Here is a 24837-nt window from a genome sequence, read left to right on the forward strand (position 1 = left end):
TGAAGATGAAAGAGCATCAAGTTAAAATCATTGTTCCTGTTACAGGGGCGGATGAAGAGACTATATTGAAAGAAGCGGCATCAATTTCAGAAACTGTGGCGGATTGCGTTGAGTGGAGATTTGATCTTGCGAAAGAGCTTTACTCCATTGACATTACTTCAAAGCCTGGGGAGTCTTACGTAGACGAAGCTTCCGCAAATCTTTTAAAGGTTTTGAAAGAGCTTGCCGGGACACTTGAAGGAAAAAAGCTGCTTTTCACCATCAGGACGAAGTGTCAGGGCGGAGAATTCCCGGACAATCCTGAGGTTTACGAAAGACTTGTAAGTGATGCTGTTAAAAGCGGAGACATTGGACTGGTGGACCTGGAGGATACGGTGGCTGCCGACAGTTTCAGCCGTATACTTGAGCTGGCTAAAAAAAATGGAGTCATAACCATAGCTTCATATCATAATTTTTCCTACACTCCGGATGTGGATGAGATAATCAACAAGTTCATGATATTGAGAAGTTCAGGCGCAGACATTTTAAAAACTGCTTTTATGCCTGTGAATCCGAAGGATGTTGCCGCGGTTCTCTATGCTACCGCAAAGTTCAAAGAAGAGGATAAAGGACAGCATGAGATGATCACCATGTCTATGGGAGACCTCGGAAGGATCAGCCGTGTCAGTGGAGCGGTATTCGGTTCGGATTATACATTCGCAACGGTAGGAGAAACCAGCGCCCCCGGACAGATGCCCATAGAAACAGTGCTCGAAATGATGGAGGTGCTGTGAAAAAGTTTGAGAAATTAATCAAACTGAATAAACTGTTACGCATAATTGCGTTATCCTTAGGTGTGGCTGTATTTATAGCGACACCTGTTTTTGCCGCCGGGACAAGGCAGATGTTTGAGGGAAATGCCTCCATGACGGTGAATGACTTTATGAGGCTGGCGAACGGGGAGGATGCGAAAGAGGTTTTTGGTTCTTCAAAGATTAAAAAAGAGAATGAAGGAAATGCTGAAGAAAAAGCTGATGACAATACCGGAACCGATACTTCGGGTAATTCCTCTGACACGACAGTAAAGTACGGCATTACCGGAGAAGTGGTGATTCAAAAGAAAACAGAGGATCCGGTTCCCAAACCCCTTGATGCGGAGCAAAGCAGCTCCTCGGGTTCTGTGGCAAAGAATCAGACAGTAACAACTGTGTTTATTAACAATAAGCCGGCCTCAAGTACCTCAGATACCGTGAGAACCGACCCTGAAGATGTGATGACAAAGCAGCAGGAGGAAGAGGTTCTCGATACAGCATCTATACAGAATTACATTAATGCTGACTACAACGTACTACAGCAATTCACCAATGAAAGCGAGTATACCACCAGAGCAAGGCAGTCACTGATCAGTTTTGCCATGCAGTTTGTGGGTAATCCTTACGTATGGGGAGGCACCTCCCTCACTAACGGTTGTGACTGTTCGGGATTCGTGCAGGAAGTATTCAGACATTTCGGTATCATCACCGGAAGAACCTCCCGTGACCAGTATGCAAACTGTGTCTATCTCAAGGGGCAGGAAGTGATGCCGGGAGACCTGATTTTCTATGCGGACGAGACCGGCTATATAAATCACGTTGCCATCTATGCCGGAAACTATATGATCGTTCATGCCGCCAATCGTAAGGCGGGAATTAAAGTTAACCGTTATGATTACAAGCGGCCATACGCATATGGGCGGTTTATAGCAAATTGATTTTCATTGTCTTTTAACATTTAGGGTTTATATATTAGCTCAAAAATGTCGATTAACATGTTAAGGATAGTGTGAAAGTCTATCCATTTGCAACAGAATTGATCAGTTTTACAGGAGGAGACAAGGATGTTATCCCGTATAGACAATTCATCAAGTATGCTTTTAAAAAGCACAAACTCTACGAAGAAGACCGATGAGACAGGGAAGTCGCAGAAATCATCTTTACAGAGTCAGGATAATGTCTCAACCGAGGCAGCAGAGCTCAATATGTCTGTTGATTCCTTTGTGAGATCAAAATCCTCGGAGGACAGCGACATGTCTGAGAGCGCTTCCTCCGGAAAGAAATCGTCAGCTCTTGATGTATCAAAGGCCGACAAATTTGGAGTTACAAAGCTAAGCGAATCCGAAAGATCCGAGATCATCTCACAGCTTAAGGACGAGCAGGAGGCAGTTCAGGCGAAGTTCCTTCAGAAGATGACCTCAGGAACCCTGGGAGAGCAGTTCCGTCAGTGGAGTGCAGCTAATTCTCAGCTCACACAGGATGGCGACGGCATCTGGAAGTTCATTGCCAGCGGCAACTACACTGTAGATCCCGAGACCCGGGCCGCAGCTCAGGAGGCGATCTCCGATGGCGGTTACTTCAGTGTGGAGAAAACTTCCCAGAGAATCTTTGATTTTGTTTCAGCATTTGCAGGTGATAATGTTGAACTCATGAAGAGCCTTCAATCCGCCGTTACGGCCGGATACAACGAGGCTACCAAGGCATGGGGCGGAGAGCTTCCGGAGATCAGCAAGAAGACCCTTGAAGCAACAAATCAGCTGTTTGATGACTACTACAAGCAGCATGGAGCATGATTAGTTAATACCCGGCAGGCATCGTTAAATGCAGGGTGCTGTGCCGAAAAAACAGAAAACGAACCTCTAAGAGTACCATTGTACATTTTAGGGGTTCGTTTTTGAATGCAAGGTTATCTCCGGTGGATAACCTGAATTTCAAGTCTTCATAGAGTCAATACTGATTATTCCGGCATTCTGTTTTTTGATTATATTTTTGTATAATAGAGTCGAAATTAAGTACGAGATATTGCATTATTCTTGTCGGGAAGGGGGCCGCAACATGAAGAAACATCTGAAAAAACAGCTGATGGAACTTGTTGGGCTTCTTTCGGATGCGCACGAAAATATAGTTCAATGTCTAAATAAAGGGGATATGGATTCAGCTGTCACCTGCCTTTTGGACTGTCAGAATACCGCTATTGCCGTGGGGCAGAAAATCGATGAGTCTGAAGGAGAGGGAACCACCTCCGTAAAGGCTCTGGAAAACTACTGTGAATTGATCTTTCAGATATATAATCAGCTTATAAACGGCGAATCCTGTGTTGTGGATAAGCTTTATAAGAAGCTTAGAAAAAGCCTCTTCGAGATCACAAACAGAATGCAAAATGACCTCCCGGAAATAAAGGAAGTGGTCTTTCTTCCCTACAAAGCTTCTATGTGGGATTCTCTTGAAACTGTGTGGAAAAAGGCAGACGCAGATCCACAGGTGGAGGCGAAGGTCATACCCATCCCGTACTATGACATTAACCCTGATGGTACCTATGGGGAGATGCATTATGAGGGAAATGAGTTTCCCAAGGATGTACCCGTGACCTCCTATGAAAAATATAATCTGGAAGCAAATCATCCGGATGAGATATACATTCATAATCCCTATGATGACCAGAATCTTGTGACCACAGTTCATCCTTTTTTCTATTCGAAAAATCTCAGGAAATATACTGATAAGCTGATTTATATTCCTTATTTTGTTCTGGAAGAGACGGATCCTTATAATAAAAGTGCCCTTGAAGGGATGAAAAAGTTTGTGAAGCTCCCTGCTGTGCTCTATGCAGATGAAGTCATCGTACAGTCCGAAAATATGCGGAAGGTATATATCGAATGCATGGTCATGTATACCGGCGAAGAGAACCGGGATTATTTTGAAAAAAAGATAAAGGGCACAGGGTCCCCGAAGATTGAAAAAATAAAGTCCATGACCATGGAGGATGTAGCAATCCCGGAAGAGTGGAAAAAATTCATATACAAACCTGACGGAAGCCGTAAAAAGATAATCATTTACAATACAAGTATCACAGCATTTCTGCATGACCCTGAGCAGATGCTGAAAAAAATCCGTGATGTGTTTAATGTCTTCGTCGAACATAAGGCTGATGTTGCACTTTTATGGAGACCGCATCCGCTTATGAAAGCAACCATCTGCTCATTAAAGCCGGAGCTTTGGGAAGAATTTGAAGAGAGAATAAAGTATTATAAAGATAATGAAATCGGAATTTTCGATGACACTGCAGATTTGGACAGGGCGTTGGTGATGGCGGATGCCTATTATGGGGATCCAAGCAGTCTGGTGACACTGTGCAAGGCTGTAAATATGCCGATCATGATACAGAACGCCATGGTAATCAGTGAGGAAAAGGGGTGATTATATGGGAATAGAATTTAATGCATCCATGATGTGCGCGGATTTCGGGCACTTGTATGATGAAGTAAAAGCATTGGAAGAAGCGGACATCGATTCTTTCCATATCGATATAATGGATGGAAGATATGTTCCTAATTTTGCAATGTCTCTATATGATCTTGACTGTATTGCGAGAGCCACTGCTAAACCTCTGGATGTACACCTCATGATAGAACATCCCAGGAATGTGATCCAGATGTTTCTAAAGAAGCTTAGAAAAGGAGATACAGTTTACATCCATCCCGAGGCAGAGTACCACCCTTCATCAACTCTTCAGGACATAATCGATGCGGGGATGATTCCCGGCATAGCCATTAATCCCGGAACCAGCGTGGAAACCGTTTATGAAATGCTGAGAATCGTTGACAAGATCCTGGTTATGAGTGTGAACCCCGGTAATGCGGGACAGATGTACCTTCCTTATGTGGATTTCAAGGTAACCAGACTTCTCGAGCTTAAAAATGAAATGAATTTCAAGATGTACTGGGATGGAGCCTGCACCTATGACAAGGTGGAAACCTACGGACCAAAAGGAGTGGATGGGTTTATCCTGGGTACCAATATACTGTTCGGGAAGGACAGACCGTATAAGGATATCATCGAAGATGTAAGGAAAAGGGTATGAGAGCAATTTTGCTGTCCGGGGGAACCGGCACGAGACTTGGGGGAGACATCCCAAAGCAATATTTTAAAGTAAATGACAGGATGATCATCGAATACAGCATCGAGACATTGGCAGGGTGCAAGGATATAGAGTCTCTAGTCATAGTGGCGGATGAAAAGTGGCAGGAGGCAATAACCACTGCTCTTAAGGAGTATGATGACCGGCATGTTTTTTCGGGCTTTGCAGCTCCGGGGGAGACCAGACAATGGTCAATATATAACGGACTTCTGGCTTTGAAGGGTCAGGCCGGAGAAGAGGATTCTGTCCTCATACATGATGCCGCGAGACCTAAGCTCAAGGAAACTTTGATAAAGAATATGGGTAATGCCTTAAAGGGATATGACGGTGTGCTTCCGGTGTTGCCAATGAAGGACACGGTTTATAAAGTGGACGGGACCGGGAAGATTTCGGCTCTGCTTGAACGGAAAGAAATCATGGCGGGGCAGGCCCCGGAGCTTTTTCTTTACGGAAAATATTTAAAGGCAAATGAACAAATGATTGAGGATGGCAGGATGGGGAGCATCAACGGCTCAACAGAACCTGCTTTTCTTGCCGGGATGGATATCGTGACTATCCCGGGGGATGAAGATAATTACAAGATTACAACAGTGAGAGATCTTGAGAGATTCAGGACGGAATGCTGAAGGGGCTAAGAAACATTATTTTTATAATATATGCCCATACTATCTTAATGGAAAGTGCAGAAGTATAAGATGGTATAATATTTTTAGGAATGGAGACAGAAATGAAAGCCTGGAAGCTGGATGGTGTCGGAAATATAAATTTTTATGAGGATGTGGCGGAGCCTGCATTGGCCCGGGATCAGGTGCTGGTGAAGGTGAAGGCCTGCGGTATATGCGGCTCGGATGTGCCGAGAGTCTATAAGAGTGGTGCACACAATATGCCCCTCATAATCGGGCATGAATTTTCCGGAATAGTGGAGAAAACCGGGGATCCCGAGGACAAAGAACTCGTTGGAAAAAGAGTGGGGATATTCCCGCTGATTCCCTGTAAGAAGTGTCCGGCTTGCCTTTCAAAAAAATACGAGATGTGCTCTCATTACAGTTATCTTGGTTCCAGAACCGATGGAGGATTTGCGGAGTACGCAGCAGTACCGAAGTGGAATCTCATAGAGCTTCCGGATAATGTTTCTTTCCGGCAGGCAGCCATGCTGGAGCCTATGGCGGTGGCGGTTCATGCCATGAGACAGCTTGAGATTGGCCCGGATGATACAGTGCTTGTTTGCGGCGCGGGAACCATTGGACAGCTTTTGATAATGTTCCTTTTGGACAAGGGAATCAAGGGAGTTTATGCCCTTGGCAATAAAGAGTTTCAGAAAAAGACACTTCTGGGTATCGGACTTCCGGAAGATCACTATTTTGACGTAAAAAGCGGTGATGCAAAAGCATGGATCAGGGAGAAGACATCGGACCTTGGGGTTGATGCATATTTCGAATGTGTAGGCAGGAACGAGACCGTGGAGCAGGGCTTTGATATGGTGAAGGCAGGAGGACAGTTATGCCTCGTTGGCAATCCTGCAGGGGATATGACATTAAGCCAGGGAAACTACTGGAAGATTTTGAGAAAACAGCTCCGCATAAGAGGGACATGGAATTCATCTTATCTTGGGGATGATACGGAAGCTGCAAAGGATGACTGGCACTATGTGCTTGAGAGAATTGCAGAAGGAAACATTCATCCCGAAAAACTTATAACCCATGAGCTGCCTCTTTCGGAGCTTGAAAAAGGGCTCCTCATCATGAGAGATAAGAAGGAAGACTATATCAAGATAATGGTTGAAGAGGGGTGAAGTTTCGCACTTCGTTTTTGTGTGTTAATATAGTGCATAGCAATATCTGAAGGGGCGATAGTGATATGTGGTACGTGATCCAGACAATGAAAGGCAAAGAATACAAAGCTGCCGAAGAAGTTCGATGCGATGTGGCGGCAGAAGATGAAGCCGTATTTGTATTGGAAAACGAAATGGAATACAAAGTAAACGGAGGCTGGATCAAAGACACTAATCCGTTTTTCCCGGGATATATATTTGCAGATCTAAATTCTGATATGGTTGAAGACTTTGACTATAGATTAAGAAAAGAAAAACATCCTTTAAAGCTACTCCGGGTGGACGACATAATCACACCCATCAGACCGGAGGAAGAGGAATATCTCAAAAGACTTGGCGGTGAAGAACATATCGTCCGGAATTCAGAAGGATATCGTGTAGATGATATGATCGAGATAACCTCAGGATCATTTAAAGGCTGGACAGGGGAAATCAGGAAACTTGATCGCCATAAAAGAAGAGCTACCATATGTGTAACTATGATGGGACGAGAGGTGGAAGTGAACATCGGACTTGAAATCGTGAAGTTTATTTCCGGAGATCAGCTCGGGGGAGAAGATGGATTTGACCGTGAGAATATGGCGAGAATAGTGAAGGCTTAGGTTGGTTGATTAACATGGAAGGGCTATGGCATCTAAACATGCCATAGCTTTTTAGTCAAATGAATCCATGTGCTCTATGCATTTCCATTAAAGTATCACGAACATTATTTCTAGGCTCACTTTGTCGCTAGTGACATTAATGAAGTGACAAATTCTCTGGTCACATCATATTTTTTGATAATTTTTTGAATGATATCCTCGTCAGATTCGCCATATTCGCGGTAAACCTCAACTGCACTTGTTATTTTGTCTCTTTGTTCTTTTTTCTTTAAAGATTCACACATATCAATTTTAGTCTCCTTTCGCTCAAATTCCAGATCAAGTTTAGCAGCTTCTTTGATAAAGAAGGCTGCATCAGAATCAATTTTTCTGTGGTTTGTCTTCTCAATTATTTTATCGGCATCAACTTTCTGATGCTTGATTATCTGCATGGCCAAGCCTAAATCTGTTTGGAATTTTCCGAAATCTTCTTCGTCCATATCTGCAGCCGATATAATGTTTAGCTTATAATTATTTAGGAATGGGATGAGTCGCTTATCGTATACATCCATCATATCAAAAAGACTTCTTGGACCATCCCAGGGATCAGCTCCTACGTATATCACAGCTGTAATTATAGGAATCAGCCTATCGCACTTTCTGAAGCCAGATAAAAACTCATCACTTGTAAGTTTTATCTTGAGGATTTCATCTTCAGCATACAACTCAGCATCATTTTTGTGTAGTCCTTTTTTCTTCTTGAAAGACTTTCTTGTCTCTTCAACCTGATTGGAATATCCTATCCAATCGTATAATCCATTTTTTACGGGCATTGCATAATGAACTCTACCTTGGATTTCTGCACCCAAAATCACATATATGGCTTTTCCATCTGTCTTGGCTTCCCATATTCGTAGCAGATCTCTGTATTTCTGAACCGGTAAATGTGCATTATTTCCGTAAGGGACAGTGATTTGAGAAGTATCCATTTCATGTAAGTTGGTTGGGTTTAAAATAGGCTCTCCATCATAGAGAAGAAAATTGAAAGCATCTGCAAATGCTTCCTTTTTCCTAAGAATTTTTTTGCTTCAGTATCAAGTGCGCCCACTGATTTACCTACACTTTCTATTCAAACTTATTCTGGCTTAACTATCAAATCTGTATAATAAAGAACGACTGTTCCGGAAGATTTTTATAGATTAAAAATGTCGAATGTTTTTGAATTAGTTTTCAGATGTGAGCATCATAGCATAGCCTAAATAGTTTTCAAATAGTCTAAATTCAGACTACATGGTGCTTTTCTGTATGTTATTTGGTTCCCCTTATGAAAGAATCTTTTTATGACGAAAATACAAGTATAGGCTTACAGGATTTGTTAAAAAGGGATGGTTTTTCTATAAAATAAGGACTTTACAACCCTCCCGGAGAAGACGAAGTAGTGTTGCTTTTAAAAAACAGAAGTTATAAAATATTTATAAATAGAGAAAATATTTTTTTAATATTTCGTAAAAAAAGATATCTCAAAGATTCAGGAAGCTGAAGAACAAAGTGTCGTGGTAGGCGTATGGCGGGAGGCGGCGGACATAGCAGGAGTCAGGGTGACTGAATGAAGTCATCATGGCGAAGCTATGGGTAGAGAGTCGATTATTAGATAACTTTTGTAAAACAACATATGCGTACATTATGATAGAATTATAATTATAAAGCGTTGTACGGATAAGCTATTCAGTATGTTTGGAGGCGTATATGGTAAAAAGTGATGACAAGCTTTTTGATCGCTTTGTTAGCGAAGTCACATCTGTATATGGTAACAATTTAAAGTCTATAATATTATATGGCTCCGTTGCCCGTGGTACCGCCAGTGAAGAATCAGACGTAGATATCGCTTTGATTATTGAAAATGAAAACGAAGAAATGTATGACAAACTGCTGGATATAGTAGTGGCTTTTGAGCTTGAATATAACATAGTTATTACTACAGTGCTTATAGAGACAGCTTTGTTTGAAAAATGGAGAAATGTCTCACCTTTCTATAAAAACATAACTAATGAAGGGATAGAGTTATGGAAGGCAGCATAAACTGAAGAGCTTCAGTGTGATATATCCAAGAAAATCGCAAACGCGATGAACGTGAGACAACTTTCAGATTATGATGATTTTTATGTTGCCTCAAAGAAAGTGGCAGAAGAACAGGTACAAGTTGCAGAAGAAATATTGGGCCTAGTTGAAAAATACCTGAATAAGAAAATGTGATTATTTTATAATAAGTATATGGATAAAGCTCCTGATATAAGATGTTTGAGTATCTTATATTTGGGGCTTTTTATGTGGGGAATTGTAAGGGATTCTTAAAGGTGACAGGAACCTAAATTCTTTGGATAGTTTTGATAGCAGTAAACATAGTGGGGTGATTGCGCATTTCAATCAGTTTCATGTTTAATCGGAAGAATTTCCGAGAGATATATCCAAGAAAATAGCAAATGAAATGAATATAAGACAGTTGTCAGATTATGATGATTTTTATGTTGCCTCGAAGAAAGTGGCAGAAGAACAGGTACAAGTTGTAGAAGAAATATTGGACCTAGTTAAAAAATTCCTGAATGGGAAAATGTGATTATTTTAAAATGAGTACATGGATAAAGCTCCTGATATAAGATGTTTGAGTATCTTATATTTGGGGTTTTTTATGTTGGGAATTGTAAGGGATTCTTAAGGGTGACAGGCACCAATGTGTTCGGAAAGAGATATACTTCAAACTATAGCGTCTGCACTTTATGAAAATCCTATCCTTAAGCCTTTATTCTCAAAAGCTGATATCAATATATCCATAGCTGTTGCAGGAGTTTCTATACACCAGAAAAATGTCCCGGTTGATATGGCTGTAACTGTCGGGAAAATGCTATCTTTGATAAAAACAGCAGGAAAACGTGTTCTTATAATGTTGGATGAGGTTGTAAACAATGAGTTTGTGAGACCATTTGTCAGTCAGTATCAGATATATATCCGTGAGGATCTTCCTATATACCTCTTGATGACAGGGCTATATGATAATATTTCTGACCTACAAAATGAAAAGACCCTCACGTTTCTATATCGAATGCCCAAGATAATACTGGAACCATTGGGACTGTACTTGGTTTCTCAAGATTATAAAAAGGTCTTCAATATAAGTGATGAAGAAGCAGTAGAAATGGCCAAACTTACAAAAGGGTATTCATTTGCATTTCAGGCACTGGGATATATGAGGTGGAAATATGATGGTGAGCCTTGGGAAAAAGTACTTGATGAATATGATAATCAGTTAGATAGGAATGTCTATGCAAAGCTTTGGAGCGAACTTTCGGATAAGGACAGAGAATTCCTGATAATCATGTCAGAAGGCATAGAAGATGTATCTATGATTCGAGAGAAACTAAATATGAAATCAAATCAAATGGCTGTTTATCGACGCAGGCTGATAGATAAGGGACTCATCAGAGAAAATGGTCATGGAAAAGTCATATATTGTCTGCCGAGATTTGCTGAGATAATTAAAAAGTGGCAGCTGTTTGAATGATGGCTAAACCTCCATAAGAGTATCGGAAACTCTTAATTTGCACCTGATTATGATGAAGAATGACAGAAATTGTCCCTATCCCAATATAGCTTCTATAACCCGATTTTCGTCATAGTCGGGTGCAAAAGCTGCAGCGCAATCAAAGATTGGTTTGTAGATGAAGTCAAATCTATATACGGAAATAATGTAAAATCCATAATACTGTATGGTTCTGTAGCTCGCGGAACGGCAGATGAAGATTCCGACGTTGATATTGCCATGATAATCGTAAATGAGGACGAGGCAATGTATGACAAGTTGTTGGATATCATTTAAGGGTGACAGGCACCCGAATGTCAGATGATCAGCTTCGAAATGAAGACAGATATGATCGGGAGAATATGGCAAGGTTCGTTACAGGTTAAAAGCAAAGGGACTATAGCATTGGATGCTATAGTCCTGAGTTTTGAAGGGTAACAGAAATCGACACTGCTTGTGTTTGCTGTTATTTAATGCCGTATTTTATATACATTTCCTGTCTTTCGTTGGATGTAGCGTTTAAAGCCTTAATGAATTCAGCACTTCCCGGATCAAGCTTCTTTAGAAGCTTGGCGAGCATTTCTTCGCCTTTAGATTGACCTTCAATGCGACCTTCAGTACGTCCTTCTGTACGGATATCATCCATTAATTCTTTCCATGCATTACCCATATTAACACGTCCTCCTATTGCGTTTTCTGTCGAAATCTTTGCACCGGTATATTCATTAATCATATTAACAGTATTTGTACTGATATTTTTGTATTCACCTAAATTCAGTATATCACGGGTTGCTGTTTTATTATCTGAAATCTGTATGAATTTTAATACTGTTCCGAGTTCACTGTTGAATCTGCCAAAATCATTGATTTCATTAGGGGTAATAAGATTGAGTTTATAATTGTTTACATATTTCAATATTTCCTCCGGAATATCACCAAACATATCATAAAGAGATCTCGAACCGTCCCATACGTTATTATCAAAACATATACATATCGTCTAAATTCAGACTACATTGCATTATTGAATATATATGTGTGATGGCATTTAGTATAACAACACGATTCGTTTCAAACAGGAATCAAGGCAATAAAAAAACCGCCTAAAGCTTAGACGGAAATTCAATACGAAAACAGAATAGGTAGGTGACAATCTACATCTCTTTAAGACCACAAGGGCGTGACGGCTGCCTGTTCCGTCCTCAGATTCTGTCTCTCATAGAGAATACTACTATGAATCTTGTACATTGTCAATGATGACCGGGGAGCCATCATCCTTATATTTTACTCTCCATGCATGATCAGTATCCATATAATGAGTCAGCATTGCATCTATCAAAGGATACATGGTTCTGTATGCGAGTCCTCCGCTGACTGTCACTCTAATGGCTACATTTACATGGTTTGATGAATAATTTCGGATAAAAGAAACACTATTCTTCTTGGGATGTATGCTTATATAATCGGGTTCATTAATGATCTTCGGGATTTCTTCGAAACAGAGTTCATAGATTGTATCAGATACAAAATCATTTTTATGTGTATCTGTATGTTCTATTCTTTCTGCCCAAAATATTATCGGGGTATCATATTTAAGGATCCCGTTAAGTCCATGTGTATTGAAAAAATCAACGAATTCTTTTCGTATCACACCAAGACTGATTTTATCTTTTTTAGAGAATATACCTTTGTTGAGTTTATCCATAACATTAATACCTTTGATGATTTTATTTGATGAACAAAACTAAGATGAAGAATAAGAAAAATATGATTGAAATGCACTGCATGTACTTTAGACGTGAGCATCATAACACAGCCTTACAGATTTGCATATCGTCTAAATTCAGACTACATGAGGCACCTTCCATCAGGTTGCCCTTATGAAAGAGTGTTTTTATGACGAAAATTAATGTATAAGCTTACAGGTTTTGGTGAAAAAGGATAATTTTTCCGAATAGCATGGACCTTGCTACCCTTCTAAATGGAACAAGGCAGTGTTGCTTTTGAAAATCCGAAGTTATAAAATATCTATAAATAGAGAAAAAATTTTCCAAAACATCGAGTAAGAAAGATATCTCAAAGATTCAGGATACTGAAGAACAAAGTGTCGTGTTAGGCGCATGGCGGGAGGCAGTGGACATAGAAAGAGTCAGGGTGACTGAATGAAGTCATCATGGCGAAGCTATGGGTAAAGTGTCGTTTTTGGGTTAACTTTTTATTCAATAACACACTCACGCGTTAAGATTGAATCTTAATTATAAAATTTAGTATGGACAAGTTTTGCGGGATAGTTGGAGGCGTATATGGTAAAAAGTGATGACAAGCTTTTTGATCGCTTTGTTAACGAAGTCAGATTTGTATATGGTAGCAATTTAAAGTCAATAATATTATATGGCTCCGTTGCCCGTGGAACCGCCGGTGAAGAATCAAATGTAGATATCGCTTTGATAATCGAAAGAGAAAACGAAGAAATGTATGACAAACTGCTTGATATAATAGTGGCTTTTGAGCTTGAATATAACATAGTTATTACTACAGTGCTTATAGAGACAGCTTTGTTTGAAAAATGGCGAAATGTCTCACCTTTCTATAAAAACATAACTAATGAAGGGATAGAGTTATGGAAGGCAGCATAAATGATTTAGCATTTTATCGTTTGTTAAGGGTGACAGGCACCCAATGCTTTTATTTACTCATTATTTATTGTAATGCTGACACGGGCGTCATATTATGATTTAAGAAATTGTTAGATGCGAAGATACAACAGTATAGAAATAATAGATTTGCGAAAGAAAACGTATTTTGACTGCTAAAAGACTGAGTATAGAGAGAAAGCGAGGAATGGTCAATGTTTTTAACAGAGGATATAGCTTGTTTGAATGGAGAATATTTCTTTGCGGCGAAAGAAATCAATGCGATTTGTTCATTCAATGAAAAGGATGGACAAATACAAGTGTTACGTACAGATGGCAGCGGTGATATATGGTCGTATCGAAGGTATGGCAGAATTTTCAAATATGATGATAAGCTATATTTTTTGCCACTATGGGCGCATAATCTTTTGATTTACCACATTGATACTAAAACCTTTGAAACGATTCCACTAAAAAAAATTGACGGTTATGACAATGATCATTTCTTTGCAGGAATTATTATTCAGGAGAAACTTGTTATGGTGGGTTGCCAATATCCAGCCATAGCGGTTTTAGATTTCAAAACACATGATTTGAGTTACTATGAAGAGCCATTTAAAGAGTTATTACCAAAACACAAAAAGGGAGGAGATTGTTTTTTTAGATGCGATATAACCAATAACGGAACTAAAGTGTATATGGCTTCGTGTTTATCAAATCAAATACTAGAATTCGATGTTGTTGATGGCTCTTATGAATGGCATAACATCGGGGGAGAAAAAAATACATATTCTGGAATAGCTTATGATGGACAAAAGTTTTGGATAAGTCCGAGGAGAGGGAAAAAGGCAGCGTGTTGGGATAGGAACAATAATACAATTAAAGAGTTTGATTTACCAATTACCTACGAATCTGATGATGATAAGGGGAATTGCACATGTCTGGGCGCAGTATATGATGGTAAAAATATTATTTTCCCGGGAATGGAAATCAATAAAACAATGATTATTGATCCTTTATCAGTAGATTTTGAACAAAGTATGAAAGTGCTTGATAAAGGATATGCCTTTTATGGACATCGAGAAGGGTTTAATTATGCTCTGAATAAATACGGAGAGTTGGAAGTATATTCCCCAGACGACAGCTATAAACCACTCAAAATGATAAAAACTACAAATGACAAAACTCTAATTGCAAGTTTTATACATGAAACCGGGGAAATAATACATGAAGGATATAAAGAGCTGGAATTGGTAGATTTTATAAATATGGTGACAGTATGAAAACATATTTTGACGATTATAAAGATAGACAATTCTACATATGGGGAAGAGGAAGGCTTTACTTTCGATATATGAAGGTGATTGCTTCTCTTAATATAAAAAGTGTTGTTGATAGTAATCCTGAAAAATGGAGATGTGGTGATAATCGGGAAATTTTGGATTGTATATCTCCACAGCAAATGGATATTTCAATAGCAGTAATTGTTGCTATAGAAGATACTGCGGAAATAAAGAAAATTACTGATTGTTTGGATAAAAGAGGAACCCCTTGGTGCCATATCAAGAATATCGTGGATTCAGTATTTTTGAAAAAACACAAACAGAAATCATTAGTGGGAAATGATGAAAAACTTGTCAAATTTATTGATGTAATGGTGCCAGTGGCAAGTTGTAATCTACAGTGTAAATACTGCTATTTAGAACAATTGAATATTGACAACAAGCATCTTCCGAGTGTTTACCATGATGCGCGATATATTCGCTATTCTCTTAGAAAAGAAAGGTTAGGTGGGACTGCCTTTATTAACCTGTGTGGCATTGGTGAAACAATGATTAGTGATTATCTAATACCGATAGTTAAAGAGCTGGTGGAAGAAGGTCATTATATTCAGATAGTAACAAATGCAACTATGACAAAGCGAATAAACCAGTTGACTAATGCTGGAATCAATAAAAGCCACCTATTCTTAAAGTGTTCCCTTCATTGGAATCAATTAAAGGAGAAAGGGTTACTTTCGCAGTATGCAGGCAATATCAAAAAAATTAAGGATGAAGGGATATCGTTTACCATAGAACTTGTTCCCGAAGACGACATTGTTAGTGAGATTTCAGAGATTAAAAGTTATTGTTTACAAAGCTTTGGAGCCCTTCCTCATGTGACAGTTGCTCGAAATGAGAGTTACGATGACTATCGAATTGATACATCTATGAGCGATGATGATTATAAAAAAGTGTGGTCTGTATTTGAATCACCATTGTTTGAATTCAAAATGAATAACAGAGAAAAAAATCGTTATAGTGATTGCTATGCAGGATTGTGGGCGGGGGAATTAAATCTTGCAACTGGAGATTTCTATAAATGTACTAACAACCCTTGGATTTGCAACATATATGAAAATCCCGAGGAACCAATCCCGTTTGAAAAGGTTGGGGCGAGATGCGCACTTCCTTATTGCTTTAATTGTCATGCGTATTTAACTTTGGGACTTAAACCCTCTGTTATAGCTCCTACATATCTTGAAATGAGAGATAGGGTAACGATTGATGGTGCCCATTGGATTTTAGGTGATATAAGAAACATTTTTAGTCAAAAGCTATATGAGAATAACAAGAGAGAATAAAATTAACTTTTCTGTTGACGATGTTTTGAATAGTCTTTTGTGGTTGGAAAGCAATCATAAAAAGTCTGTTTTTGATGCAAGGACATTTGAGATAGCTAGGTGGATATATGAAAAATAAGGCATCTCAACGACATATAACTGTTTTTACGAGAGTGATAGAGGGTCGCTTACAGGTGTATCTGATAGATTTAGGGATGAGATAGAAGATTCTGCATTTCTATTATTTTCATTTCACGGGAGAAATGCTGAAACAGATTATGGAAAAAGTGACTATGACTGTGCTTCTGCTGACTACAGACTGACGGTACATGAATTAAAAAGAATAGCTGGTGCGAAATCCATTTCGGATGTTTTGCGGATTCATCTGTATAGGGCAAATGATGATGTTGTTAAAGCATTAGGTGATCTTGGAGTACAAATGCTATTAACAGCTGATGATGACCGAGGAAGTTATGATCTTTCTATAAAGGAAGAACAAAGGGCGCGAGAGGGTATTTATCAGAGAGATACAGGGGTTGTTATGAAGTATCTCGCTACTGATATACGCTTGGAGTTGTTTTCGATAGACCAAATCTCAAGTGTTTACACAAAAGAGGATAGACCTATTGTTGTTTTTACACACGAACACATATTGATGTTGGATGAGACGAAGAAAAAGTTTGACCTGCTCTTTACACACGTTTTGGGAGAAAGATGAGTATGAGAATTTCTATCATTATACCAGCATGGAATGTTGAAAAATACATAGTTAAGTGCATAGATAGCTGTTTGAGAATAAAAGGTGCGGAAATTGAAATTGTAATCGTTAATGACGGATCGACGGATAGCACTTTAAGAAAAATAAACGAGAATTTTGGCGAGTTGAACAATCTAAAAGTATACACTACTGAGAATCATGGCCTTTCAGCAGCGCGAAATTACGGAATCAAAATGGCAGAGGGAGATTATATTATTTTTCTTGATGCTGATGATTGGCTTAGGACTGATTTGAATCAGCTGATTAGCAATGAAACAATATTCGATAATCTTGATGTGTTATTTTTCTGTTGTCAGATGATAGATGAGATGGACGAAAACAGACTATATCCCAATAAATCTTTTCCGGTGGATTTTGGGATTTATTCTGGTGAGGATATTTTTAAAATCAGTAGAGATAGATATGCGGGTTCTGGATTCTTCCATTTCGCGTGGTTGGGGGTATATAAAAGATCTTTTTTGTTGGAAAACAATATATCTTTCCTTGAAGGAATTGTGTATGAAGATTACGACTTCTGGTTTAAGGTGCTGAGAAACGCAAATCGAATCAGATATTCGTATCGTATTTGTTATGCATATCGTTTAAGGAATGCATCTATTACGCATGTTGGCTTTTCTGAGAGAGTTTTAGACAGTATTTTCAAAACAATGAATAGTGTACTGAATGTAGAAAATGCATCAGATGCTTACCTTGCATGTGCGGCAGCAAAACTTGAGCTGTTGACCATTTATGGGGAAATGCGAACATCAACAAAAAACGCAGAGTATTTGACGCAGAAGATATATGAAAAAGGAATTGAAGAGAAACAAAAGCTTTTCAAACTTATAGAAAGAAAATATCCGGAAAAAGATCAGGATTGGATTAGGATAAAATATAGAATTCTTTCTCATGTGGTATTTTGCTTTGGAATATACGATGAAGAGATGTTGGGGAGACTTTGGAATATCTATGAAAAAATGAATCAAAATCTGATTGGGGAGATGAAAAAGTGGGGTTTAAGCGACGGTACAAAACGTGTTGGATTCTATGGACATGATCTTCAGGATGATATTGTCGCTAATACATACACGGAACTTTTGGGCGATATCAAGGCAGATTGTGTATATATTGATGATAGTGTCAAAAGTCATAGATTGAAGCATTACAATCGGGACATTATCAATATTAATGACATAGAAAAAGAACATATAGATGAGGTTATTGTCTGCTCCAACTATTTGTTGGAGGAAATGCAAAACAGATTAGAGGAAATGCATCCGAGGGTTAAAGTGGTCTCACCATATTTTGATTCTAGGATTTCTTTGTTATGGGTTGTATGTGGGAACTATACAGAAATATTCAAGAAAATGCAAGCAACAGATGGAAAGAAGAGGATACTTCTGTTTGAGACACCAGAATATCCAAATGTTGGAGACCACTTGATTGCAGTTTCTGAAAAGCAATTTTTACACACCTATTTTCCAAAGCATGAAATTATAGAAATTACGAACGATGAGTACTCTTTCTATAAATGCAGGCTAAAGAGAATAATTCGAAAGAGTGATATTTTAATAATAACGGGCGGTGGATTTTTTGGTGGAATGTGGAGACAGTTTCACTATGATCAGGCGTTAGACATAATTTCCGGATATCCCGATAATGAAGTCTTTGTAATGCCTCAGTCGGTTTACTTTGAGAAAACAGAGGAGGGAGAGAAGTATATACAAAGAACAAAGATTGCTTTTGATAGAAAACATCTCAAAGTTGTCTGTAGGGAACATTTTTCGTACGAAGAATTGAGAAGAATAGGTGTTGATAGAAATGCCATTTATCAATGTCCAGACATAGCATTCTATTGGAAGTTTAACAAGAAGATAGACAGAAAAGAGAGCATAGGTATGTTCTTCCGTTATGATAAAGAGTCTGTAATGGAGAAAAAGGAGCGAGAGAAAATAGAGACTGTATTGGTTTATAGCGGGTTGGAATTGATTCATTCATCAATGCAATATGGGTGTGAAAAGATTTACAAACAAGAGAGAGAACTTACAGTTGAAGAGAAACTTGAGGAAATAGCTGGATATAGGGTTGTGATTACAGACCAGCTTCATTGCATGATATCGTGTGCTATCACGAGAACACCATGTATAGCTTTTAACAATATAAGTAGAAAGCTTGAAGGAGTATATGAATATTTGAAGGATTATCCTTATATCAAATTTTTGTCCGATTCAAATCACTTGCAGGATATTTTGGATGAATTAATAAGACTTGATACAAGTGAGATGAGTAGACCGGATTTTTCGCAAGACTGGGATAAACTGGCAGAATTTCTAAAAATGAGTGTTGACGAGTAACATTGATGATTAAATTAGACGGGGTAATACCTAAGTTTAAATGGAGGTCAGTATATGAATGAAATAGGCGTTTATATTTGTAACTTTAATGGAAAAGACTGGGTAATAGGTTGCGTTGAATCATTAAAGGAACAAACGCTGAAAAGTTTTGACATACATATAGTTGACAATGCTTCGACCGATGGAAGTGTAGGGGAGCTAACTAACAGATATGGTAATGATGTAGAAATTCTAGTGAATGAGAAGAACTTAGGAGGTGCCGGAGGATTTGACAGAGGCCTGAGAGATGGCATTCAAAAGAAATACAAGTATGTAGTTTTACTGGACAACGATATCAAATTAGATAAGAACATGCTTGCGAATATGTATGAATACTTAGAGGAGAATAAAAAAGTAGGTATTGTAGGTGCAAAGGTAATGATTATGGATGAGCCTGAATTGGTTCAGGACTTTGGTTGCCGCCTTGATTTTAATAAGTATAAAGAGTATCCACAATACCAGTTTAAAAAGGAAGATGAAACACCTGATTTGTGGGAATGTGATTATGTGCCGACATGCGCTGTAATGGCAAGGACTGACGCTTTAAGAAATAGCGGTACGATGCCTGTAGATAATTTTATTTATTATGATGACATAGAGATGTCATATAGATTGAAACAAAACGGATACAAGGTTGTCGCGCTCGGTAATGCAAAGGTATTTCATAAAGGGGGATTTAGGAAAGCAGAAAAGAACACATTTCCCAAGTACTATTTTACTCGAAACAGATTACATTTCTTTTCCAAGTTTGTACCGTTAGAGCGTATGGAAGATTTTATTGAAGTAATTCTTAGTGAAATATATGCACAGTTATTTGGCTTCTATATTAAAGGAGGCAAAGAATTATTCTATGCGGTAAATACGGCATTTCACGATTATCTTGGATTGGTAAGGGGAAAAGCAGCGGAAAATAGGATTATTCCTATTTCTGATCAGACAATACCATTCATCAATTTGTTTGCAGATTCAAATGCAAAGATCAAAATACGAGTGATTGATAATTATATTGAGGAGAATCCTCTTGATTTGTTTGGAATTCTAATATTCTGGTTTAGAGAGATACAGAGAAGATATGAATTAGAAACCATTGCGATTGGTCTTGAAGATTGCAACTATGGGGAGGAAGAATTCATCAAATTGTGGGAAAAGTCAATAGAGGCGTATGCGAGCCAAGAGCATATGCCGAAGTTGTATATTACAAAAGAAAATGATTCTAGTTTTGATCAAGTCATAAGAATGTGTACGCATGTAAAGGATATAAAAGAGGATATACTGCCGGAGGTGTGGGCAGACAGATATGCAAACTGCGTTTATAAAAAAGAGATATATCAGCAAGCAGCAGCCTATAGAGAGAATGAAAACTTTTTCAAGGAAGTTTATAGACCTATTATGGCTGAAACGATAGCAAAAATTAAGTCAAAGATGTGAAATGGTAGTGTGATTAAAACAGGTGAAGGTGGAGACATATGGATGCCATAAATAATTATAAAAATCCAAATGATGTTTGGGACACGATGGTGACATTGAAACGGTGGCTTGAAAACAAACTTGATCTGAAAAGTTTTGAATCTTATTTCCAACAGTATGGATATAAGACAATTGGTTTTTTTGATGCAGGTGAGATAGGGAAAATGTTTCTAAAAGAGCTGCAAGGTACGGAAATCAGAATAGATTGGTTTGTAGATAATAATGCAGAAGGTATCGGACACATTGAAGGAATCCCAGTTTACCTTATGAAGGATGTACTGAAACTGCCAAAGGTAGATATTGTGTGTGTTTCTCCAATATTTAACTATGAAGCAGTAAATAGATATCTTGTAGAAAATAACAGTCATATTAGGACGCTTTCATTAAAAGATGCCACATTCGAAATATAGTCCAGCGGTGTGATGTCAAGTGAAAAATAATAATGTTTTGATATATTTTCTGCATCATTTGCTGGAAATAGGGTAACCTTAATAAACCCTGCGATTTCAGCTTTTTTGAAGCATGGGGTATTAGCAACAGGAATAAGTTCTTATTCCGCTGCTCGATATAGGCGATTATCTTTCAGCAGTCGAAAGATTAACCGCACAAGTTTACGGGCAGTTAATGCGAGTGCACGTTTGTGTTGATGCCTGTTCACTTCTTTATACTTGGAGTGATAGAAGTTGCGGTACTATGTGTCGCATTTCACGAGAGACAAGGCACCTTCACACAGGTAATACTTTAGGAATCGGTTTCCGGATTGTATGAGTTTTGTGTTTTCAGCTTCAAAGTCACCGGATTGATTCTGAGTCCAAGCTAGGCCTGCATACTTGCCAAGCTGAGCTTGAGACGGAAAACGATTGATATCTCCTATCTCCGCAATAATGCCTGCGGAGTATACCGGACCAATACCGGGGATGGATGTCAATACATTTGGGAGGAGTTCCATCTGGGCTTTTATAGCTTTGTCAAACTCCTTGATTTGAGCATCCAATGCCTTTATCGAGGTTATGGATATAGAAAGCACCTGATTAACGGAGTCATTCACCGTCTTGGGTAAACGGTAGGAACTCCTGGCAGCTTTCTGGATGGCTTTGGCTACAGCATCCGGATTAGGGAAGCGGTTCTTTCCCTTTTCCATAATGAAATCTGTAAGCTCTTGTAAGTCCATCGAGGCCAACGCTTCTGCGGATTCAAACTCTTCGTAGACAGCTAAGGCAGTAGTGCTGAAGGTATCGCCAAATACCTTCTCCTGCGTCATCGTAGAATACTTCTTGAATAGGACATTGATGAATCGCTGTTTTTCTTTAACGAGATTCTGAACTGCGAAAAAACGCGCCCTTGTGAGGTTCTGAAGAGCTTTATAACGGTAATCGCTTTGATAGACCTCTTTGTTGATTCTACCGAAACGCAGGCAGTCAGCAATGACATAGGAGTCCACATAATCATTCTTGGGCAGGTCGTTATACGCTTCTTTGAAGTTTTTAACCTGCTTAGGATTGAGGACATGAATCTTCTTGTCATAGGGTACCAGAGTGGCATCTTCCCTTAAGAAATACACGAGGTTGTCACCATAAACAGAAGTGGCTTCGAGACCAATGATTACAGTGTCAAGGGAAAGCGATTTAATCGCTGACAAGATACGTTTTACCAGTTGAGTGGATCCATCGTGAGAATTAGCAACAGAAAAGTTGCTATGCTTACTGCCATCAGGAAGCATCAGGTATACGACATTGGATTTGCTGCTCACATCAATACCGACGTAAAGTGGGTTCATGTTATCACCTTCTTTCTATGTTGGATTTGAGTGTTCAATCGGCTTGGTAAAACCCATGATCACGGAGCATCGACACCCTCGCATATAAGAATCCAGCCTAAGATGGACTGATGCGACCCCCACTGCTAAGAGGCAGGCCATGAACTTAGGCAAACAGCCAGCTGGTTTGAAGCTAACATCCGTGTCAGGGGAACAGACTATGAATGAAGTAACCATTATTGGTTCAACAGGGGGAATCAGAACTGATACCTGATTGACACTAAGGAGCAATTATACCATGGGCTTTACTAAGCCTATTGAACAAAAGTAACTATTAATTTTTTATAAAAAACGGTATCTAAAAGATACTATACGAGGGAGGGTTATTATGATTGCAGGTTTAAGAAATGTATCTGACGATTTTTTTGATGACGGAATAATCAGATCTTATGTTGAAGTTTTTGATTTGATTTGTAAAAAAATTAATATTTTACATAACGATAATGAAAGGTTTTTCTACTTTATCGACACTGATTATGTAATGGATACAACTCGAGGTTTTCGATATGAGAATATCACACCTGCGTACGATAAGATCCTAACGGGAGGGTTCAGAGATTTAAAGTATCCAGATGAAAATACAGAATTTAGAAGAAACTACAATATGGTATGTGAAAGCATATGCACTCTCATAATGAGAATAGTAAAAGAAATGAGATGTGAAGATCGTAAATCAACTTCTGCTGAAGTTTTTATGAACATGATTGACAAACCAGCCTCTCATTTTGAAGAAGCAATTCAGCGTATGCTTTTTTTGAATCAGTTATTTTGGCAGACGGATCATAGGCTGGTGGGATTAGGAGCATGGGACAGCTATCTGATCCCATATTATAACAAGGACATTAAGGAAGGCATCTTAACGAGAAATGATGTAATTCACATTTTGGAAGATCTGTTCAAAGTTTTACACGAAAACTATAGATATAAAAGTAATGTGTTAATGGGTGATACTGGTCAGATTTTTGTTTTGGGCAAAAGCACAATAGAAGGGGAGTATGTATGTAATGATCTAACATATCTTTTCATTGAGGCCATGAAAAATGTAAACCAGCCAGATCCCAAGTGCCTGCTTCGCATTAATAAGAATACGCCGGATGATTTAATCTCTTTAGCATTAGACTCAATATCTACAGGTTTGGGTGCACCGCTTCTTGCAAATGATGATGTAGTGATTCCTTGCCTTACTGGTTTTGGTATTTCAGAAGAAGATGCGTGTGAATACACGACATCTGCATGCTGGGAGCCACTGATTGGCGGAAAGAGTGCTTGCAATAATAATAGAACCCCACTTAATTATTTGCGCGCTCTTGATAACTTGTTTAAGAGAGATGACCTTGAGAATATAAAATCTTTTGATGAAATGCTTGATAGATATTTGTTCTACCTGGGGCTAAACATAAATGCTGTTAAACGAGTATTGAAAAATCAGGTGTTTCAGAATGATATCTTACTGTCAATTTTTACATATGGATGTTTTGAAAACGAAAAAGATGTTTCTGCAGGAGGAGGATTGTATGGTGATCTTGGAATTACTTCTGTTGCTATGGGTAATACCATAGACTCATTATACAATATAAAGAAATATGTTTTCGATGAAAATAAATATACGCTTTTTGATGTAAAACGAATGATAGCAACAGACTTTGAGGGACAGAAAGAGATGTTTGAGGAGTTGCAAAGGGAACGATCCCATTTTGGATGCGACGATCCTGATGTTATTACGTTAACACAAAAAATAATGGATTTTGCATCCGAAAAGCTTAGTGATTATACTGACAATTTTGGTAGTAGAATTAAGGTTGGATTGAGCGGTGCTGCATACATGGACGCAGCTAGAAATTTTGGCGCGTCCTTCGATGGTCGTCACAAGGGGGATCCGTTTACGGTTCATATTTCAAATGAAAGTAATGAGGCCTTTACGGAAATAATAAACTACGCTTCTCGGCTTGATTATACAAAGAACCAATTCAATGGAAATGTAATAGATTTCATGGTCAGTCCTGATTTTATAAAGCATAATATGGAAAAAATGATAGGGCTTATTAAAGGGGCAGTTGTAGCAGGATTTTTTGAAATGCAAATGAATGTTGTAAGTAGCAAGACTCTTATTGAAGCAAAGAAGAATCCGGAAAGATTTCCAAATTTAATTGTTAGGGTGTGGGGCTTCTCGTCATATTTTAAAGATTTACCGGATGAATATAAGGATGTTCTGATAAAAAGAGCCTTGGAAAATGAAAGAAAGGTGGCATGAAAA

At 38.6% G+C, this 24837-nt stretch carries 25 protein-coding genes; 21 read left to right on the forward strand and 4 right to left on the reverse strand.

Annotated features, from left to right (window positions below):
• Positions 1-5 precede the first annotated feature (5 nt).
• The 8 genes from aroD to loaP all read left to right on the forward strand — a co-directional run bounded on the left by aroD (position 6) and on the right by loaP (position 7362).
• On the forward strand, positions 6-773 hold the full coding sequence (gene aroD / locus T357_RS0104420; RefSeq protein ID WP_031549170.1) for a type I 3-dehydroquinate dehydratase: 768 nt from the start codon (positions 6-8) through the stop codon (positions 771-773).
• The gene (locus tag T357_RS0104425; RefSeq protein WP_031549173.1) at positions 770-1729 is read left to right on the forward strand and encodes a C40 family peptidase; all 960 of its coding nucleotides are present in this window, start codon (positions 770-772) and stop codon (positions 1727-1729) included. Before aroD ends, T357_RS0104425 begins: the two co-directional genes overlap by 4 nt.
• A gap of 126 nt (positions 1730-1855) precedes the next feature.
• Positions 1856-2584 (forward strand): hypothetical protein, encoded by a 729-nt coding sequence (locus tag T357_RS0104430; RefSeq protein ID WP_049962263.1) that lies wholly within the window; start codon positions 1856-1858, stop codon positions 2582-2584.
• Between the two features lie 262 nt (positions 2585-2846).
• Positions 2847-4208 carry a hypothetical protein gene (locus tag T357_RS0104435; RefSeq protein WP_031549177.1) on the forward strand — a complete coding sequence of 454 codons (1362 nt, stop codon included), beginning with the start codon at positions 2847-2849 and terminating at the stop codon, positions 4206-4208.
• 4 nt (positions 4209-4212) lie between these two features.
• On the forward strand, positions 4213-4872 hold the full coding sequence (locus T357_RS0104440; protein WP_031549179.1) for a ribulose-phosphate 3-epimerase: 660 nt from the start codon (positions 4213-4215) through the stop codon (positions 4870-4872).
• The gene (locus T357_RS0104445) at positions 4869-5555 is read left to right on the forward strand and encodes an IspD/TarI family cytidylyltransferase (RefSeq protein WP_031549181.1); all 687 of its coding nucleotides are present in this window, start codon (positions 4869-4871) and stop codon (positions 5553-5555) included. Before T357_RS0104440 ends, T357_RS0104445 begins: the two co-directional genes overlap by 4 nt.
• Before the next feature lie 101 nt (positions 5556-5656).
• On the forward strand, positions 5657-6721 hold the full coding sequence (locus T357_RS0104450) for a galactitol-1-phosphate 5-dehydrogenase (protein WP_044916096.1): 1065 nt from the start codon (positions 5657-5659) through the stop codon (positions 6719-6721).
• Between the two features lie 65 nt (positions 6722-6786).
• A complete protein-coding gene (gene loaP / locus T357_RS19985) occupies positions 6787-7362 on the forward strand; it encodes an antiterminator LoaP (protein WP_049962264.1) in 576 nt (191 codons plus the stop codon).
• Between the two features lie 116 nt (positions 7363-7478).
• Here the strand turns inward: loaP and T357_RS0104460 are convergent, their stop codons facing one another.
• Entirely contained in the window at positions 7479-8330 is an 852-nt protein-coding gene (locus T357_RS0104460; protein WP_031549187.1) for a hypothetical protein, read from the reverse strand.
• Between the two features lie 757 nt (positions 8331-9087).
• On the opposite strand from T357_RS0104460, the gene T357_RS0104465 reads away from it, so the two are divergent.
• From T357_RS0104465 to T357_RS18995, 5 genes are all read left to right on the forward strand, one after another.
• Positions 9088-9420, forward strand: coding sequence for a nucleotidyltransferase domain-containing protein (locus T357_RS0104465; protein WP_031549190.1), 333 nt, complete (start codon positions 9088-9090; stop codon positions 9418-9420).
• Positions 9421-9441: 21 nt separating this feature from the next.
• Entirely contained in the window at positions 9442-9594 is a 153-nt protein-coding gene (locus tag T357_RS21105; protein WP_255342798.1) for a HEPN domain-containing protein, read from the forward strand.
• A 208-nt stretch (positions 9595-9802) separates the two neighbouring features.
• The gene (locus T357_RS22315; protein ID WP_442944860.1) at positions 9803-9955 is read left to right on the forward strand and encodes a HEPN domain-containing protein; all 153 of its coding nucleotides are present in this window, start codon (positions 9803-9805) and stop codon (positions 9953-9955) included.
• Between the two features lie 114 nt (positions 9956-10069).
• A complete protein-coding gene (locus tag T357_RS0104480) occupies positions 10070-10897 on the forward strand; it encodes an ATP-binding protein (protein ID WP_049962265.1) in 828 nt (275 codons plus the stop codon).
• A gap of 69 nt (positions 10898-10966) precedes the next feature.
• Positions 10967-11212: a nucleotidyltransferase domain-containing protein gene (locus tag T357_RS18995; protein WP_049962266.1), complete on the forward strand. Its 246-nt coding sequence runs from the start codon at positions 10967-10969 to the stop codon at positions 11210-11212.
• Positions 11213-11381: 169 nt separating this feature from the next.
• On the opposite strand, the gene T357_RS0104490 is transcribed toward T357_RS18995, so the two are convergent.
• A complete protein-coding gene (locus tag T357_RS0104490; protein WP_031549193.1) occupies positions 11382-11831 on the reverse strand; it encodes a hypothetical protein in 450 nt (149 codons plus the stop codon).
• Between the two features lie 315 nt (positions 11832-12146).
• Positions 12147-12620, reverse strand: coding sequence for a PBECR3 domain-containing polyvalent protein (locus T357_RS0104495; RefSeq protein ID WP_031549195.1), 474 nt, complete (start codon positions 12618-12620; stop codon positions 12147-12149).
• 598 nt (positions 12621-13218) lie between these two features.
• Between T357_RS0104495 and T357_RS0104500 the strand changes: the two genes are divergently transcribed.
• From T357_RS0104500 to T357_RS0104530, 7 genes are all read left to right on the forward strand, one after another.
• Positions 13219-13551 (forward strand): nucleotidyltransferase domain-containing protein, encoded by a 333-nt coding sequence (locus T357_RS0104500; RefSeq protein WP_031549197.1) that lies wholly within the window; start codon positions 13219-13221, stop codon positions 13549-13551.
• A gap of 212 nt (positions 13552-13763) precedes the next feature.
• The gene (locus tag T357_RS0104505; protein ID WP_031549199.1) at positions 13764-14831 is read left to right on the forward strand and encodes an NHL repeat-containing protein; all 1068 of its coding nucleotides are present in this window, start codon (positions 13764-13766) and stop codon (positions 14829-14831) included.
• A complete protein-coding gene (locus tag T357_RS0104510; protein WP_049962267.1) occupies positions 14828-16171 on the forward strand; it encodes a radical SAM family protein in 1344 nt (447 codons plus the stop codon). The genes T357_RS0104505 and T357_RS0104510 overlap by 4 nt, the downstream gene beginning before the upstream one ends.
• Before the next feature lie 418 nt (positions 16172-16589).
• Positions 16590-16868, forward strand: coding sequence for a hypothetical protein (locus tag T357_RS0104515; RefSeq protein WP_031549203.1), 279 nt, complete (start codon positions 16590-16592; stop codon positions 16866-16868).
• A gap of 2 nt (positions 16869-16870) precedes the next feature.
• Entirely contained in the window at positions 16871-19261 is a 2391-nt protein-coding gene (locus T357_RS0104520; protein ID WP_044916098.1) for a polysaccharide pyruvyl transferase family protein, read from the forward strand.
• A gap of 54 nt (positions 19262-19315) precedes the next feature.
• A complete protein-coding gene (locus T357_RS19990; protein WP_049962268.1) occupies positions 19316-20728 on the forward strand; it encodes a glycosyltransferase family 2 protein in 1413 nt (470 codons plus the stop codon).
• 38 nt (positions 20729-20766) lie between these two features.
• Positions 20767-21177, forward strand: coding sequence for a hypothetical protein (locus tag T357_RS0104530; protein WP_031549209.1), 411 nt, complete (start codon positions 20767-20769; stop codon positions 21175-21177).
• Between the two features lie 281 nt (positions 21178-21458).
• Here the strand turns inward: T357_RS0104530 and T357_RS19000 are convergent, their stop codons facing one another.
• Entirely contained in the window at positions 21459-22544 is a 1086-nt protein-coding gene (locus T357_RS19000) for an IS110 family RNA-guided transposase (RefSeq protein WP_242840061.1), read from the reverse strand.
• A gap of 367 nt (positions 22545-22911) precedes the next feature.
• Between T357_RS19000 and T357_RS0104545 the strand changes: the two genes are divergently transcribed.
• Entirely contained in the window at positions 22912-24834 is a 1923-nt protein-coding gene (locus T357_RS0104545; protein ID WP_031549211.1) for a pyruvate formate lyase family protein, read from the forward strand.
• Positions 24835-24837 lie beyond the last annotated feature (3 nt).

Origin of the sequence: Oribacterium sp. FC2011, assembly GCF_000701645.1 — a bacterium.
Taxonomy (GTDB): Bacteria; Bacillota; Clostridia; order Lachnospirales; family Lachnospiraceae; genus Oribacterium.